The 14,561-nt window shown below is 61.3% G+C and carries 12 protein-coding genes and 1 pseudogene; 7 read left to right on the forward strand and 6 right to left on the reverse strand.

Annotated features, from left to right (window positions below; genetic code table 11):
* Nucleotides 1-10 precede the first annotated feature (10 nt).
* Nucleotides 11-1,108 (reverse strand): saccharopine dehydrogenase family protein, encoded by a 1,098-nt coding sequence (locus B2D37_RS06080; RefSeq protein WP_079201875.1) that lies wholly within the window; start codon nucleotides 1,106-1,108, stop codon nucleotides 11-13.
* A 368-nt stretch (nucleotides 1,109-1,476) separates the two neighbouring features.
* Between B2D37_RS06080 and B2D37_RS06085 the strand changes: the two are divergent.
* The 4 genes and pseudogenes from B2D37_RS06085 to nudC all read left to right on the forward strand — a co-directional run bounded on the left by B2D37_RS06085 (nucleotide 1,477) and on the right by nudC (nucleotide 7,374).
* A pseudogene (locus B2D37_RS06085) lies at nucleotides 1,477-3,746 on the forward strand (Orn/Lys/Arg decarboxylase N-terminal domain-containing protein).
* A gap of 254 nt (nucleotides 3,747-4,000) precedes the next feature.
* Nucleotides 4,001-4,813, forward strand: coding sequence for a crotonase/enoyl-CoA hydratase family protein (locus tag B2D37_RS06090; protein WP_079201876.1), 813 nt, complete (start codon nucleotides 4,001-4,003; stop codon nucleotides 4,811-4,813).
* A 50-nt stretch (nucleotides 4,814-4,863) separates the two neighbouring features.
* The gene (locus tag B2D37_RS06095; RefSeq protein WP_079201877.1) at nucleotides 4,864-6,543 is read left to right on the forward strand and encodes a ferrous iron transporter B; all 1,680 of its coding nucleotides are present in this window, start codon (nucleotides 4,864-4,866) and stop codon (nucleotides 6,541-6,543) included.
* Entirely contained in the window at nucleotides 6,544-7,374 is an 831-nt protein-coding gene (gene nudC, locus B2D37_RS06100) for an NAD(+) diphosphatase (RefSeq protein WP_079201878.1), read from the forward strand.
* A 117-nt stretch (nucleotides 7,375-7,491) separates the two neighbouring features.
* On the opposite strand, the gene B2D37_RS06105 is transcribed toward nudC, so the two are convergent.
* Nucleotides 7,492-8,271, reverse strand: coding sequence for a TSUP family transporter (locus tag B2D37_RS06105; protein WP_177345266.1), 780 nt, complete (start codon nucleotides 8,269-8,271; stop codon nucleotides 7,492-7,494).
* 106 nt (nucleotides 8,272-8,377) lie between these two features.
* Between B2D37_RS06105 and B2D37_RS06110 the strand changes: the two genes are divergently transcribed.
* Complete coding sequence (locus B2D37_RS06110) at nucleotides 8,378-9,025, forward strand: hypothetical protein (protein WP_079201879.1); 648 nt, start codon at nucleotides 8,378-8,380, stop codon at nucleotides 9,023-9,025.
* A gap of 110 nt (nucleotides 9,026-9,135) precedes the next feature.
* On the opposite strand, the gene B2D37_RS06115 is transcribed toward B2D37_RS06110, so the two are convergent.
* The 4 genes from B2D37_RS06115 to B2D37_RS06130 all read right to left on the reverse strand — a co-directional run bounded on the left by B2D37_RS06115 (nucleotide 9,136) and on the right by B2D37_RS06130 (nucleotide 12,295).
* A complete protein-coding gene (locus tag B2D37_RS06115; protein ID WP_079201880.1) occupies nucleotides 9,136-9,903 on the reverse strand; it encodes an SDR family oxidoreductase in 768 nt (255 codons plus the stop codon).
* 37 nt (nucleotides 9,904-9,940) lie between these two features.
* On the reverse strand, nucleotides 9,941-11,008 hold the full coding sequence (locus B2D37_RS06120; protein ID WP_079201881.1) for a phosphotransferase family protein: 1,068 nt from the start codon (nucleotides 11,006-11,008) through the stop codon (nucleotides 9,941-9,943).
* Between the two features lie 205 nt (nucleotides 11,009-11,213).
* On the reverse strand, nucleotides 11,214-11,528 hold the full coding sequence (locus tag B2D37_RS06125) for an SCP2 sterol-binding domain-containing protein (RefSeq protein WP_154067046.1): 315 nt from the start codon (nucleotides 11,526-11,528) through the stop codon (nucleotides 11,214-11,216).
* Between the two features lie 56 nt (nucleotides 11,529-11,584).
* Complete coding sequence (locus B2D37_RS06130) at nucleotides 11,585-12,295, reverse strand: histidine phosphatase family protein (RefSeq protein ID WP_079201883.1); 711 nt, start codon at nucleotides 12,293-12,295, stop codon at nucleotides 11,585-11,587.
* A gap of 211 nt (nucleotides 12,296-12,506) precedes the next feature.
* Between B2D37_RS06130 and sohB the strand changes: the two genes are divergently transcribed.
* The gene (gene sohB / locus B2D37_RS06135; protein WP_079201884.1) at nucleotides 12,507-13,526 is read left to right on the forward strand and encodes a protease SohB; all 1,020 of its coding nucleotides are present in this window, start codon (nucleotides 12,507-12,509) and stop codon (nucleotides 13,524-13,526) included.
* 25 nt (nucleotides 13,527-13,551) lie between these two features.
* Nucleotides 13,552-14,544, forward strand: coding sequence for a YhdH/YhfP family quinone oxidoreductase (locus B2D37_RS06140; protein ID WP_079204913.1), 993 nt, complete (start codon nucleotides 13,552-13,554; stop codon nucleotides 14,542-14,544).
* The last annotated feature ends 17 nt before the right edge of the window (nucleotides 14,545-14,561 follow it).

The raw sequence follows: 14,561 nt of genomic DNA on the forward strand, positions 1-14,561 counted from the left end.
CCGGGCCAACTCAGGCGGCTTTCTGGGTCTGGTCGCTGTGTTCTTCGTAGGCCAGGCCGAAACGGTTGGCGAGGAAGTCTTCCAGCGACACCTGCTCCTGGCTGATGAAGCCCGCTTGCGGCAGGCGCTTCTCGCGGAACAGGTCCAGCGCGGCGCAGATGCCGGCGGCGGTGGTGATCTGGATCGCGCTGGTCAGGCGGCCGTTCTGCACGGCGGCGAAGATCTTGCGGCTGAACACCTGCTGCACCAGCTTGCCGTCCTGCATGCCATTGACGGTGACGAACACCAGCACCACGTCCTGCATGGTGCTCGGCACGGCGCCGCGCAGGATGTCCTTGAGCTTTTCCTGATGGCCGGCCAGGCGCAGGTCTTCCAGGAGGAACTTCATCAGGTCGCGGTGGCCCGGGTAACGCACGGTCTTGTAGTCCAGTACTTCGACCTTGCCTTGCAGGGTTTCACACAGGGTGCCCAGACCGCCGGAGGTGTTGAACGCCTCGTACTCGACGCCGTCCAGGGAGAAGTGTTCCAGGCCTTCCAGGGGCTGGACCATCTGCAGTTTGCCGTTGCGGATCGCTTCGCAAGGGTGGCAGTACTCGTTGACCAGGCCGTCGACGCTCCAGGTCAGGTTGTACTTGAGGGCGTTGGTGGGGAACTCCGGCAAGGCGCCGACACGCATCTTGACCTCGCGTACGCTGTCGAAATCGCGCGCCAGGGAGTGCGCGGCAATGCCGATGAAGCCAGGCGCCAGGCCGCATTGCGGCATAAAGGCGGTCTTGGCATCCTTGGCCAGCTCCATGATGGTCCTGGTTGCGTGGACGTCTTCGGTCAGGTCGAAGTAGTGGGTGCCACTGTGCTTGGCCGCCTGGGCGACGGTAATGGCCATGTGGTACGGCAGGGCATTGAGCACCGCGTCGTAACCGTGCATCAGTGCTTCGAGGGCGCCGGCATCGGCCGAATCGAGCTGCTGGGTGGCGATGCCTAAGGCATCGATCGCCTGCAGCGAACTGGCCTCGCGATCAGCCACCAGCACTTTGTAGTCGCCGGTGTTGTGCAGCAGTTGAGCGATGGTGAAACCGATGTGGCCGGCGCCAAGCAGGAGGACATTCATTGTTATTTTCTCCAGGGGTTTATTTCGGACCGGTTCAGTCTAAAGAGCACCTGGTATGACAATAAGACTCATAAACCATCGATAAGATGAAAAAATCCTACGTTTTGACGTGCTGCGAGTGCGTTTAGTCGAATCTACATCGGCGCGTCGCGAGGCAAGTGAGGGTGAGCATGGATTTGAGGAAACGGCCCACTTGATCTGCTACTCCATCATTGGCACGGCTAAATGACGAACTACCGCTGCGCTCTTTAGTGCTTCTCCTGCGCGATGCCTTGCCGACGCCGAGTCGCGCGGTTTCCTAAAAGGCCATTGCATGGTGTTTACTGACGGCAATTATCAAATCGCTCCGTGAGCACCGGATTACCCCAATGTATAAAGACCTCAAGTTTCCCGTGCTGATCGTGCACCGCGACATCAAGGCCGACACCGTGGCCGGCGATCGGGTGCGTGCCATCGCCCACGAACTGGAGCAGGACGGTTTCAGCATCCTGTCCACCGCCAGCTCCGCCGAGGGGCGGATCGTCGCTTCGACCCATCACGGCCTCGCCTGCATTCTGGTGACCGCCGAGGGCGCGGGGGAGAACAAGCACCTGTTGCAGGACATGGTCGAGTTGATCCGCATCGCCCGGCGACGGGCGCCGCAGTTGCCGATCTTCGCCCTTGGTGAGCAGGTGACCATCGAGAACGCGCCGGCCGAAGCCATGGCCGACCTCAACCAGCTGCGCGGTATCCTCTATCTGTTCGAGGACACGGTACCGTTCCTCGCCCGCCAGGTTGCCCGCGCCGCACGCAATTATCTGGACTGCCTGCTGCCGCCATTCTTCAAGGCGCTGGTGCAGCACACCGCGCAATCCAACTACTCCTGGCACACGCCCGGCCATGGCGGCGGCGTGGCTTACCGCAAGAGTCCGGTCGGCCAGGCGTTCCACCAATTCTTCGGTGAAAACACCCTGCGCTCCGACCTCTCGGTGTCGGTGCCGGAACTGGGTTCGCTGCTCGATCACACCGGCCCCCTGGCCGAGGCCGAGGCCCGCGCCGCACGCAACTTCGGTGCCGATCACACCTACTTCGTGATCAACGGCACCTCGACGGCCAACAAGATCGTCTGGCACGGCATGGTCGGGCGCGACGACCTGGTGCTGGTCGATCGCAACTGCCACAAGTCGATCCTCCATTCGATCATCATGACCGGCGCGATTCCGCTGTATCTGTGCCCGGAGCGCAACGAATTGGGCATCATCGGGCCGATTCCACTGTCCGAGTTCAGTCGCGAGTCGATCCAGGCGAAGATTGATGCCAGCCCGCTGGCACGCGGTCGCGTGCCCAGCAGCAGTGGGGCTATGGTCAAGCTGGTGGTGGTGACCAACTCGACTTACGACGGCCTGTGCTACAACGCCGAACTGATCAAGCAGACCCTGGGCGACAGCGTCGAGGTGCTGCATTTCGACGAGGCCTGGTATGCCTATGCGGCGTTCCACGAGTTCTATGCCGGGCGCTATGGCATGGGCACGACCCGCACAGCCAATACGCCGCTGGTGTTCAGTACTCACTCCACGCACAAACTGTTGGCGGCGTTCAGTCAGGCCTCGATGATCCATGTGCAGGATGGCGGTGCGCGTCAACTCGATCGCGACCGCTTCAACGAAGCCTTCATGATGCATATCTCGACCTCGCCGCAGTACGGCATCATCGCTTCGCTGGATGTGGCCTCGGCGATGATGGAAGGCCCGGCGGGCCGTTCGCTGATCCAGGAAACCTTCGACGAGGCGCTGAGCTTTCGCCGTGCCCTGGCCAATCTGCGGCAGAATCTCAGCGCCGACGATTGGTGGTTCAGCATCTGGCAGCCGCCTCAGGCCGAGGGCGTCGACGAGGTGGCGACCGCGAGCTGGTTGTTGCAGCCGCAAGCCGAGTGGCATGGATTTGGCGAGGTGGCCGAGGATTACGTGCTGCTCGACCCGATCAAGGTCACCCTGGTGACCCCGGCCTGACCGCGGGCGGCAAGCTCGATGAGTGTGGGATTCCGGCGGCGGTGGTTAGCAAGTTCCTCTGGGAGCGCGGCCTGGTGGTCGAGAAAACCGGCCTGTATTCCTTCCTGGTACTGTTCTCCATGGGCATCACCAAGGGCAAGTGGAGCACCTTGCTCACCGAGCTGCTGGAGTTCAAGCGCAGTTATGACGTCAACCTGGCGTTGACGGTCGCCTTGCCCTCGATCGCCAGGGCAGGCGGCGCCCACTACCACGGCATGGGCCTGCGCGACCTGTGCGATGCGCTGCATCGTTGCTACGGCGAGAACGCTACGGCCAAGGCGATGAAGCGGATGTACACGGTGCTGCCGGAAGTCGCGCTAAAACCCGCCGATGCCTATAACCAACTGGTACGCGGCGAAGTCGAAGCTGTGCCTATCGATCAGCTCGACGGACGGATCGCCGCGGTCATGTTGGTGCCCTATCCACCGGGTATCCCGCTGATCATGCCGGGCGAACGCTTTACCCCAGCGACCCGCTCGATCATCGATTATCTGGAGTTCGCCCGCACCTTCGACCGTAGCTTCCCCGGCTTCGACGTCGACGTGCATGGCTTGCAACGCAATGAAGGGCCGGACGGCAACGCCTACACGGTGGACTGCATCAAGGTCTAGGGCGCGCCCGGCGCGTTGGCGGCTGGGCGACTGCGTCAGTCGTCAGTCGTCAGTCGTCAGCGGCCTTGCCGGACTATTTCCGCTAGATCAAGTGGTTACCGTCAACAGTCGAAACGCTGCTTAAGTCCAATGGCGTGTTCTGCGTCACAGAGGCCGGCATCGACATTTATGCCGTGCTTGTTATAGTTGCCCGGTTGTAACCACAAGAATGTCTCTGTGCGCGTTCGCGCCTTTTGTTGCTGAGGATGACTGCCGTGTCCGACTACAAAGCCTTTAGTGTCGAGTTGGCAGATAAGATCGCCCACGTGGTGATCAACCGCCCGGAAAAAATCAACGCCATGAGTGCCGACTTCTGGACGGAGATCATCGAGATCTTTCGCTGGATCGACACCACGGACGAGGTGCGGGTGGTGGTGCTGTCGGGGGCCGGCAAGCATTTTTCCTCCGGTATCGACCTGATGATGTTGGCCCAACTCGGCAGCCAGATGGGCCCGGATGTCGGCCGCAACGCGGAAAAACTACGGCGCAAGATCCTCGAGCTGCAAGCCTCGTTCAATGCCGTCGACCAGTGTCGCAAGCCGGTATTGGCGGCGATCCAGGGTTATTGTCTGGGCGGCGCCATCGACCTGGTGTCGGCCTGCGACATGCGCTACTCGACGGTCGACGCGCAGTTCTCGATCAAGGAAATCGATATTGGCATGGCCGCCGATGTTGGCACCTTGCAGCGCCTGCCGCGGATTATTGGCGACGGTATGATGCGTGAGCTGGCATTCACCGGGCGTACCATCGACGGTGAAGAAGCGCGCAGCATCGGCCTGGTCAATCGCACTTTCGCTGACATGCCCGCCTTGCTCGACGGGGTGATGGGCATTGCCCGTGAAATCGCCGCGAAATCGCCGATCGCAGTACGCGGCACCAAGGAAATGCTTCGCTACATGCGCGACCATCGGGTTGACGATGGCCTCGAGTACATCGCCACCTGGAATGCCGCGATGTTGCAATCGGTTGACTTGCGCGTGGCCATGGCCGCACACATGAGTAAGCAGAAGCCGGAGTTCGCCGACTGATGCGCGCTATGCCACTGTCTTCTCTACCGGCGCGGGAGGCGCACTAGCGCATGGTTTCTGGAGCCACGTCACTGAATTTGGTGCGTAAAGAGTTGTTCGCCACCATGGAGGAGGCCGAGTCGAGCCTCGAGCATTTCATTGCCGAGCGGCTTAACGGCAGCTTGCTGCAACAGGCGGTGGAAAGCCTTCATCAAGTCCGCGGCACGCTCAATGTGGTCGAGTTGACCGGTGCCGAGTTGCTCGCTCAGGAAGTGCTTGAGCAGGCCACCGATATTCCCGCCGGCGCCGGCGAGGAGCGCGATGTGCAGCTCTCGGCGCTGAGCAATGCGCTGCATGTATTGCGCCGCTATCTGGAAAACCTCGACGTGCACCGACAGGAAATGCCCGAGTTGCTGCTGCCGGCGATCAATGATCTGCGCCAGGCGGGGGGCCAGCCAGCACTGCCGGAAAGCTTCTTCTTCAGCGTGCGCCTCGATCATGCGCGCCCGCGAACCGCGCCGGCTGCCCTGGATGCAGCGGCCAAGGAAATCGAAGGCCGGCGCCTACGGCAGATGTATCAAGTAGGGCTGCTGGGTTTTATTCGCGAACAAAATCCGCAGGCCAGCCTGAAGTTGATGGGCCGAGCCATGGGTCGGCTGGACAGTCTGTACGCCAACGAGCCGCGTGGCCGTCTGTGCTGGATCGGCGCTGCGGCTGTGGAGGCGCAGCTCGATGGCCAGCTATTGGCACGCAAGTCGCGTAAGCAGCTGTTCTCGCGGATCGATCGTGAACTCAAGCAAGTACTTGCCAACAGCCAGTACGAGACGCCACGTAGCCTGCTCAAGGAGCTGCTCTATCTGGTGGCCCTGGCCGACAGCAGTGGACCTGCGGTCATGCCCGTGCGCGGGCTATTTGGCCTGACCTCGCTGCCATTCACCGATCACTTGCTGGAAGAGGAATACCAGCGTCTGGCCGGCCCTGGGCAGGCGGTCATGCGCTCGCTGAGTTCGGCCATTCGCGAAGAACTGACCAGCACCAAGGACATGCTCGACCTGATCGAACGGGGCACCGTGCAGGCTGAAAGCCTCGCCCATCTGCATGCGGTGCTCGGCAAACTGAGCAAGACCCTGGGCATGGTCGGCCTCAGTTCGGCGGGCAACGCGCTGAATGCGCAACTGCAGACGGTTGCAGCCTGGAGTGAGGCGCGTGCCCCGCAACAACAGGAGCTGCTGAAACTGGCCGATGCAGTGCTCTATGTCGAGGGCATGGTCGCCAGCCTGGAGCGCGGCGAGCGGCGTGACACCAGTGTTGGGCAGCTATTACCTGGCAAGGAGATCGAATCCTTCGCCTACTATCAGCTCAACGAAGCACGCATCGTTGTGGTCGATGAGGCCCGCGGCGGCTTGGCGCTGGCCAAGCGGGCGATCACCGCCTACCTGGAGGCCGACGGCGACCGCATGCACCTGTCCAATGTGCCGTTCAGCTTGCAGGCGGTGCGCGGCGGCCTGTGGTTTCTCGGCCAGGAACGGGCGGCCTTGCTGGTCGGCGCCTGCGCCGAATACATCCAGACGCAGATGTTCGAAGCGGCCCAGATGCCTTCCGAACAAATGCTGGAAACCCTTGCCGACGCACTTAGCAGTCTCGAATACTATCTGGAAGCGGGTGCGGTTTTGCGCCCGGAAACCCAGCCCAGTGTGCTCGACTTGGCCGCAGACAGCGTGCGTGCCCTTGGCTTCCCGGTAGCCGCATAAATGACCCAGCGTTGGCAGCCCGCCTTACTCGATAGCCAGCAGCCCGGTGGTTGGGCGCTGGTACATTGCCGGCAGCAGTTTCTGGCGGACAGCAACGGCGTGTTGTTTCCCCGCCAATGGCTGAAAAAGCAGGAGCTGCCGATTCTGGCCGAGCACGGCATCGGCCATTTCGCTGGCGATGCCATCTACCTGCTGGAGCTGCAGGAACCGTTCGACATGCCCGGCTGCAGCTGGCAAAGCCTGCGCCAGTTCATGCTGCAAGGCGATGCCGAGACCTTCAAGATGCTCGGCTATGCGACGCAGATCGGTACTTGGGCGCGCCAGCATCGTTTTTGCGGCAGTTGTGGCGAGCCGATGCTGCATTTCGCTGGCGAGCGCGCGATGCATTGCCCGCGTTGCGAGCTGCACCACTACCCGCGCCTGTCACCGAGCATGATTGTGTTGGTTACCCGCGAGGATGAAGTCCTCCTGGCCCGATCGCCGCGTTTCGTTCCCGGTGTCTACAGCACTCTGGCCGGTTTCGTCGAGGCGGGTGAGTCGGTCGAACAGTGCGTGGTGCGTGAGGTGCGCGAAGAAGTGGGGGTCGAGGTCAAGAACCTGCAGTACCTGGGGAGCCAGGGCTGGCCGTTTCCACATTCGCTGATGCTCGGCTTCCATGCCGAGTTTGCGACTGGCGAGATTGTCATGCAGGCCGACGAGATCGAGGATGCACAGTGGTTCAGCGTGCACCAGTTACCGCCCTTGCCGGCAGCGCGCTCGATCGCCCGCTACCTGATCGACGTCTATGTGGCGCGCCGGCTAGGGCTGCCGGAGCCGTCGCTGTCGGAATAGTCGCGCTCGCTGGATGGACACAGCGCCATCCACCTAGGAGCCTGTCGGACTTGACCATTCGTAGCGAGGGAAAGTCCGGCTTTTCCGCAGTAGAACAGCGTTAAGTCCGACAGGCTCCTAGGCCAGGCCGAACCAGTGTTGCCAGGCCAACCGCGCGGCGAGCGCCAACACCATCAGGATGAACACCGGGCGGATGAATTTCGAGCCGCCACGGATTGCCGAGCGCGCACCGAGAAACGCCCCGGCCATCAGGGCGATGCCCATGCTGATGCCGAGCAACCAGGCCACTTGCCCGGCGACGATGAATACCACCAGGGCACAGGCGTTGCTGACGAAGTTCATGCTGCGTGCCACGCCACTGGCGCGAACCAGATCCAAGGGATACAGCAACAGGCTGCTGACCGTCCAGAAGGCTCCGGTGCCCGGCCCGGCGACGCCATCGTAGAACCCCAGACCGAGGCTTTGCGGCCATTGCCGGCCTTGCGCAATAGGCGCATCGGCGTTGAGCGGAGCCGCCGGGGTGCGACCGAACAGTAAATACAGCCCGCAGGCGAATACCACCACCGGCAGCAGTTGATTGAGCCAGGCGGCCGGTAGCCAGTGCACCAGCGTTGCGCCCAGCAGGGCGCCGATTGCGGTGCCGATCAGTGCATTGCGCCAGAGGAGGGGGGTGAACAGCTTGCGCCGGTAGAAGGTATAGCTGGCAGTGGCCGAACCGAAGGTGGCGCACAGTTTGTTGGTGCCCAGCACCAGATGCGGCGGCAGGCCGGCCATCAGCAGGGCCGGAATGGTCAGCAGGCCGCCACCGCCGGCAATGGCATCGACGAAACCGGCGACGAAGGCCACCAGGGCGAGAATGGCCAAGGTTGCCGGGTCAACGGCAAGCTCGAAAGGCAAGGGCATGGAAAAGACGACCTGTGTCAGATTGTGCAATGAACCTGCTGTGCGCAGGCGAGGTAGCTGCGCATAATGCCGGCATTTTCACGGGCAAGGAACTGACTCAATGCAATACGACGGTCTGGCATGGGCGACGGCGCTACTGGCTTTGCTGGCGGTATTGATTGCCGCGCGAATTTTGTTCAATAGCCACTGGTTCCTCGGCTGGCTGCGCGGCACCTGCGGTCTGGCCTTTCTGGCCCTGGCCGGTTTCATCGGCCTGGTGGCCTACGACCTCTATAGCTATGCCCCGTTGCCGGAAGACAAACCGCTGGTGACCTTGAGTTTCGAGGCTGACGGCCCACGTTATCGGGTCAATCTGTTGGAGCGCGGGAGCGAGCGCAGTGTGCTGCTGGAGGGGGACTTGTGGCAGTTGGATGCGCGTTTTCTCCATTGGAAGGGGCTCGCTGCACTGATCGGACTGCAACCCGGCTACCGCCTGGAAAATCTCTCGGGGCGCTTCCTCTCCATCGAGCAACAGGCGCGAGCTCAGCAGGCCCAGGTCGAGCTGGCGCAGAGCCCCTATGGCATCGACCTGTGGCGCTGGCTACGCCTGGGCCGGCATGACCTGTTCATGTTCGATGCCCAGGCACGCCGGGTCACCTACCTGCCGATCGCCGACCAAGCGGTATACAGCATCAGCCTGACGTCAACCGGCCTGCTGGTGCAGCCGATGAACCAAGCGGCCAAGCAGGCGTTGCAGGATTGGCAGTAGAGTGCGGTGAGTGGGGTGCGCAGATCCGCTTGAGGTCACCCCAGTAGAACGTGGTTGAGCGCAAACAAAAAGGGACCCGAAGGTCCCTTTTTGCATGGCGCCGGTCTTTATCAGGAGAGAAAGCCGCCGTCGACGTTCAGTGACACGCCGGTGGTATAGCTGGAGGCGTCGCTGGCCAGGTACAGCACGGCGCCGGCCATTTCGCTCGGGGCGGCTACGCGCTTGAGCGGGATGCGCTGCAGGGCCAGGTTGAGGATGGCGTCGTTCTTGGTCAGTGCCGAAGCGAACTTGGTGTCGGTCAGACCCGGCAACAGGGCGTTGCAACGGATGCCGAACTGCGCGCATTCCTTGGCAAACACCTTGGTCATGCTGATCACTGCGGCCTTGGTCACCGAGTAGATGCCTTGCATCTCACCTGGGCTGACGCCGTTGATCGAGGCGACGTTAACGATGCTGCCGCCGCCGTTTTCCTTCATCAGCTTGCCGCCTTCGATGGACATGAAGTAATAGCCGCGGATGTTGACGTCGACGGTCTTCTGGAAGGCCGACAGGTCGGTCTCCAGGACATTGCCGAACTGCGGGTTGGTGGCCGCGTTGTTGACTAGGATGTCCAGGCGACCGAACTGCTCGCGGATCTGTGCGAACACGTTGGTGATCTGCTCCATTTCGCCGATATGGCAGGCCATCGCGGTGGCCTTGCCGCCGTCGGCGATGATGGCGTCGGCGACGCCCTGGCAGCCGTCGATCTTGCGGCTCGAGACGATCACGTGGGCGCCTTGCTGGGCCAGCAGCTTGGCAATGGCCTCACCGATACCGCGGCTGGCGCCAGAGACGAAGGCGATCTTGCCATCGAGATCGAACAGTTGGGTCTTGGACATGGACGTTTCCTTTCTTGTTGAAGGCCTGTTCGGCCGATTACAACTGCGACTTGGCGATGACCTGCAGGCTCATCTGCTCCAGCAGTTTGTTCATTTGAATGAACTGCGCGAAGCGTTTGTCCTGGGTCTGGCCGTGGTAATAGCGGTAGTAGATCTGCTGCACGATACCGGCCAGGCGGAACAGGCCGTAGGTGTAGTAGAAGTCGATGCTCTTGATTTCGATGCCGGCGCGTTCGGCGTAGTAGTCGGCGAACTCCTGACGGCTGAGCATGCCGGGGGCATTGCTCGGCTGGCGGCGCATCATTTGTACCGCCGCCGGGTCGTCGGCTTCGATCCAGTAGGCAAGGGTGTTGCCCAGGTCCATCAGCGGGTCGCCAAGCGTGGTCAGCTCCCAGTCCAGCACGCCGATGATCTGCATCGGGTTCTGCGGGTCGAGGATCACGTTGTCGAAGCGGTAGTCGTTGTGCACGATGGCCGGCTTGGGGTGGTCGGCCGGCATCTTGTCTTTCAGCCACGCCTTGACCGGTTCCCACAGCGGCGCGTCAGGGGTCAGGGCCTTCTCGTAGCGAGCGCTCCAACCGCCGATCTGGCGCTCTACATAGCCTTCCGGTTTACCCAGGTCGCCGAGGCCGCAGGCGGCGTAGTCGACGTTGTGCAGCTCGACCATCTTGTCGATGAAGCTCTTGCACAGCTGGCGGGTCTTGTCGGCATCGAGGTTCAGTTCGGCCGGCATGTCGGCGCGCAGAATGATGCCGTTGACCCGTTCCATCACATAGAACTCGGCACCGATCACCGCTTCGTCCGTGCAGTGCACGTAGGCTTTCGGGCAGTAGGGGAAGGCCTCGTAGAGCTGGTTGAGAATGCGGTACTCGCGGCCCATGTCGTGAGCGGATTTGGCCTTGTGGCCAAATGGCGGACGCCGCAGGACGAATTCCTTCTCGGGGTATTCGATCAGGTAGGTGAGGTTCGATGCGCCGCCGGGGAACTGGCTGATCCGTGGCTCGCCAGTCAGGCCGGGAATCTGCGACTTGAGGTACGGGTCGATGATCGCAATGTCGAGCTCTTCGCCCTCGCGGATGCGAGTGGACTGGTCAGTAAGCGCCATACTTATCCCTTCTACTTATAATGGGTGCTCTAGATTATTGCTCAATCTAATACTGCACCCTGGCCGTAACAAGTAATACACGCCGTTATAGACGCTCGTGTTGCCGCTTAATCAAACAGCCTGATTGATCTGCAGGCCAGCCTGCAGGCGAAAAAAAACCGGAGCTTGGGGCTCCGGTTTTTCGCTGAGGCTGCTGCAGTGAAGCTTAGACTGGGAACAATTCGCCCAGCTTCATGGCCAGCATCATGTCGCCTTCGGCGCGCAGCTTGCCGCCCATGAACGCTTGCATGCCATCGGTCTCGCCGCTGGTGATGCCCTTGAGGGTTTCGCTGTCCATGATCAGGGTCACGCTGGCGTTGTCGGCATCGCCTTGCTGGACGTCGCAGGTGCCGTCCTTGATGACCAGGTAGTGGTTATCACCGTCTTCGATGTTGAACTGGAACACCAGATCCAGACCCGCCGCGGCGGGGGCATTGAACTTGGACTGCATGGTATTGATGATGTCTGCAACGCTCATGATGTCTTCCTTTGTTTTCAGGGTTTTCTCGCGCCCTTATGGGCGCGGTAGGCCGGAGCTCAGCGGTAGGTGATGAGTTCCGGCTCCTTCAGCAGCTGTAAATGCACATGGCTGTTGAAGGAAGCCAGGCTCACTTGGCTGCCGCGAAATTTCAGGCAGCTCAGTGAGGTGTTGACGATTTGCCAATTCAGTTCGAAGGCCTTGGCGGCCGGCACGCCGGTGATCAACTGCAGCAGTGCGGTGATGGTGCCGCCGGAGGTGAAGAGCGCGATGTTCTGCTTGCTATCGGCCTGTTGCAACAGGCGGGTCAGGCCACCCTGGACCTGTTCGACAAATGCCTGCCAACTTTGCAGGCCATGCTGGTCGTATTCGCCGGATATCCAGCGACCGATCAGCAATGAGAACAGGCGTTGGAACTCGGCGCGGTTCTGTGCCCCGTTGCGTAACACATGCAGGGCTTCGGGTTCTTCGCCAAGCAGGCCAGGAAGTAGGCTGTGGATCACCGCGTCGGCATCGAACTCGTTGAAGGCGGCATCCACGTACAAATCAGGTATTGCCTGACCGCTGTTGCTCAACTGGCTCATCGCCGCGTTGGCGGTGTGCTGTTGGCGGCGTAATGCGCCACTCAGGCTACGGTCGATGCGAATGCCGAGATCAGCCAGGTGCGCGCCCAACACTTCGGCCTGACGAATACCGATGGGCGAGAGCACATCGTAGTCATCGGCGCCGAATGAGGCTTGGCCATGTCTGATCAGGTAAATGCTGCCCACGTTTGCCACTATCCAGATTCGGTAAAAGTTCGCCGAGCGTATGAGGATCGCACAGGCCTGTCAACGAAAAAACATACGCTTGTTTGAATTTATGGACTGTCATTCATGCCTGCACGCCAGGCAACTGGCCGGCGGGCGGTGGCGTCGGTATGCTTGGTTGCAACGAGCGCTGAGCGACACTGGCGCTGAAGTGAATAATGAGGGGACATGCGTGGAGTTTTTCGCAGAATATGCGGCCTTTCTGGCCAAAACGGTAACGCTGGTTGTGGCTGTTCTGGTGATTCTGGTGGCAGCAGTAGCAGCACGCAGCAAGGGCCGGCGCGTTGCCGGGCATTTGCAGGTGGACAAGCTCAACGACTTCTACAAGCAGCTGCGCCAACGCCTCGAGCAGGCCGTGCTGGACAAGGACCAACTCAAGGCGGCGCACAAGGAAGAGGCCAAGGCGGCCAAGTTGGCGAAGAAAGCCGGGGTGCACAAGCCGCGGGTATTTGTCCTGGACTTCGATGGCGATATCAAGGCATCGGCGACTGACAGCTTGCGGCATGAAATCACCGCGTTGCTGAGTCTGGCCACCCCTCAGGATGAAGTGGTGCTGCGTCTGGAAAGTGGCGGTGGCATGGTGCACAGCTATGGCCTGGCGTCCTCGCAGCTGGCGCGTATTCGCCAGGCGGGCATCCCGCTGACCATCTGCATCGATAAAGTCGCGGCCAGCGGCGGCTACATGATGGCCTGTATCGGTGAGAAGATCATTTCCGCACCCTTCGCCATGCTCGGTTCCATCGGCGTGGTTGCCCAGTTGCCCAACGTGCACCGCCTGCTTAAAAAGCACGACATCGATTTCGAGGTGCTGACCGCTGGCGAGTACAAGCGCACCCTGACCATCTTTGGCGAAAATACCGAGAAGGGCCGGGAGAAATTCCAGGAAGACCTGGAAGTCATCCACGAGCTGTTCAAGAACTTCGTCGCCCGCTATCGGCCGCAACTGGACATCGACGACATCGCCACCGGCGAAGTCTGGCTGGGTCTGGCCGCGCTGGAAAAACAACTGGTCGATGAACTCAAGACCAGCGACGAATACCTGGCTGAGCGGGCCAAGGAGGCAGAACTGTTTCACTTGCACTACGCCGAGAAGAAAAGCTTGCAGGAACGTGTCGGGTTGGCGGCCAGCGTAGCCTTGGACCGTTTCAGCTTGAATTGGCTAAGCCGCCTCAATCAGCAGCGTTTCTGGTAATCCACTTTTGCCCTGGGGGATGAAAATGACCACGTTCACAGCACTGCAGGCCCGCGAAAGTGCGACGGGTGAGTTCGAACAAGCGATTGTCCAGCGCACTATCAGCGAACTGCCGGCCGGCGAGCTGTTGATTCGGGTTCGCTACTCGTCGTTGAACTACAAGGATGCCCTGTCCGCCAGTGGCAACCGTGGCGTGACCAAACATTTTCCGCATACCCCAGGTATCGATGCGGCGGGCGTGGTCGAGCAGTCGAGCGTCGCCGAATTCAGCGTGGGCGATGAAGTGATCGTGACCGGCTATGACCTGGGCATGAATACGGCGGGCGGCTTTGCTCAGTACATTCGGATTCCGTCGGCCTGGGCGCTGAAACGGCCGCAAGGCTTGTCCCTGCGTGAGGCCATGGTGCTGGGTACCGCAGGCCTGACTGCTGCGCTCTGCGTCGCCAAATTGGAGCAAGCCGGCGTGCTCCCGGATGCCGGGCCTGTTCTGGTGACTGGGGCGACCGGCGGCGTAGGCAGTATTGCCGTGGCTTTGCTGAGCAAACTTGGTTTCAGCGTGGCGGCGTCCACTGGCAAGGCCGAACAGGGCGAGTTTCTCAAGGGCCTGGGCGCCGGGCAGATTGTCCCGCGTAACGAGTTGCAGGAAGGCGCGGAGCGCCCACTGCTCAAGGAGCAATGGGCTGGCGCGGTGGACACCGTCGGCGGCGATATTCTGTTCAATGTGGTCAAGTCGCTGCGCTACGGTGGCAGCGCCGCTTGCTGCGGGCTGACCGCCGGGGTGGCGTTCAAGGGCAGCGTGCTGCCGTTCATCCTGCGCGGGGTCAACCTGATGGGGGTCGACTCGGTCGAACTGCCGCTGGTGGTCAAAGCCTCCATGTGGGACAAGCTCTCGCTGCAATGGAAGCTCGATGGCCTCGAGCGCCTGGTGACTGAAGTCAGCCTGCAGCAGTTGCCCGAGGTCATCGGCCAGATACTCGCCGGCAAGCTGGTTGGCCGGGTACTGGTGCGGGTGGACTGAGAAATACTGCCTGGTTC

The sequence above is a fragment of the Pseudomonas sp. CC6-YY-74 genome (assembly GCF_002025205.1).
GTDB lineage: Bacteria > Pseudomonadota > Gammaproteobacteria > Pseudomonadales > Pseudomonadaceae > Aquipseudomonas > Aquipseudomonas paeninsulae.

Bases quoted from the DNA above. Each gene is read 5' to 3' on its own strand.
- B2D37_RS06095 (WP_079201877.1), top strand. From the start codon at position 4,864: ATGGTTTCTGGAGCCACGTCACTGAATTTGGTGCGTAAAGAGTTGTTC.
- B2D37_RS06120 (WP_079201881.1), bottom strand. From the start codon at position 11,008: ATGGCGCTTACTGACCAGTCCACTCGCATCCGCGAGGGCGAAGAGCTC.
- B2D37_RS06115 (WP_079201880.1), bottom strand. From the start codon at position 9,903: ATGTCCAAGACCCAACTGTTCGATCTCGATGGCAAGATCGCCTTCGTC.
- nudC (WP_079201878.1), top strand. From the start codon at position 6,544: ATGACCCAGCGTTGGCAGCCCGCCTTACTCGATAGCCAGCAGCCCGGT.
- B2D37_RS06080 (WP_079201875.1), bottom strand. From the start codon at position 1,108: ATGAATGTCCTCCTGCTTGGCGCCGGCCACATCGGTTTCACCATCGCT.
- B2D37_RS06140 (WP_079204913.1), top strand. From the start codon at position 13,552: ATGACCACGTTCACAGCACTGCAGGCCCGCGAAAGTGCGACGGGTGAG.
- B2D37_RS06110 (WP_079201879.1), top strand. From the start codon at position 8,378: ATGCAATACGACGGTCTGGCATGGGCGACGGCGCTACTGGCTTTGCTG.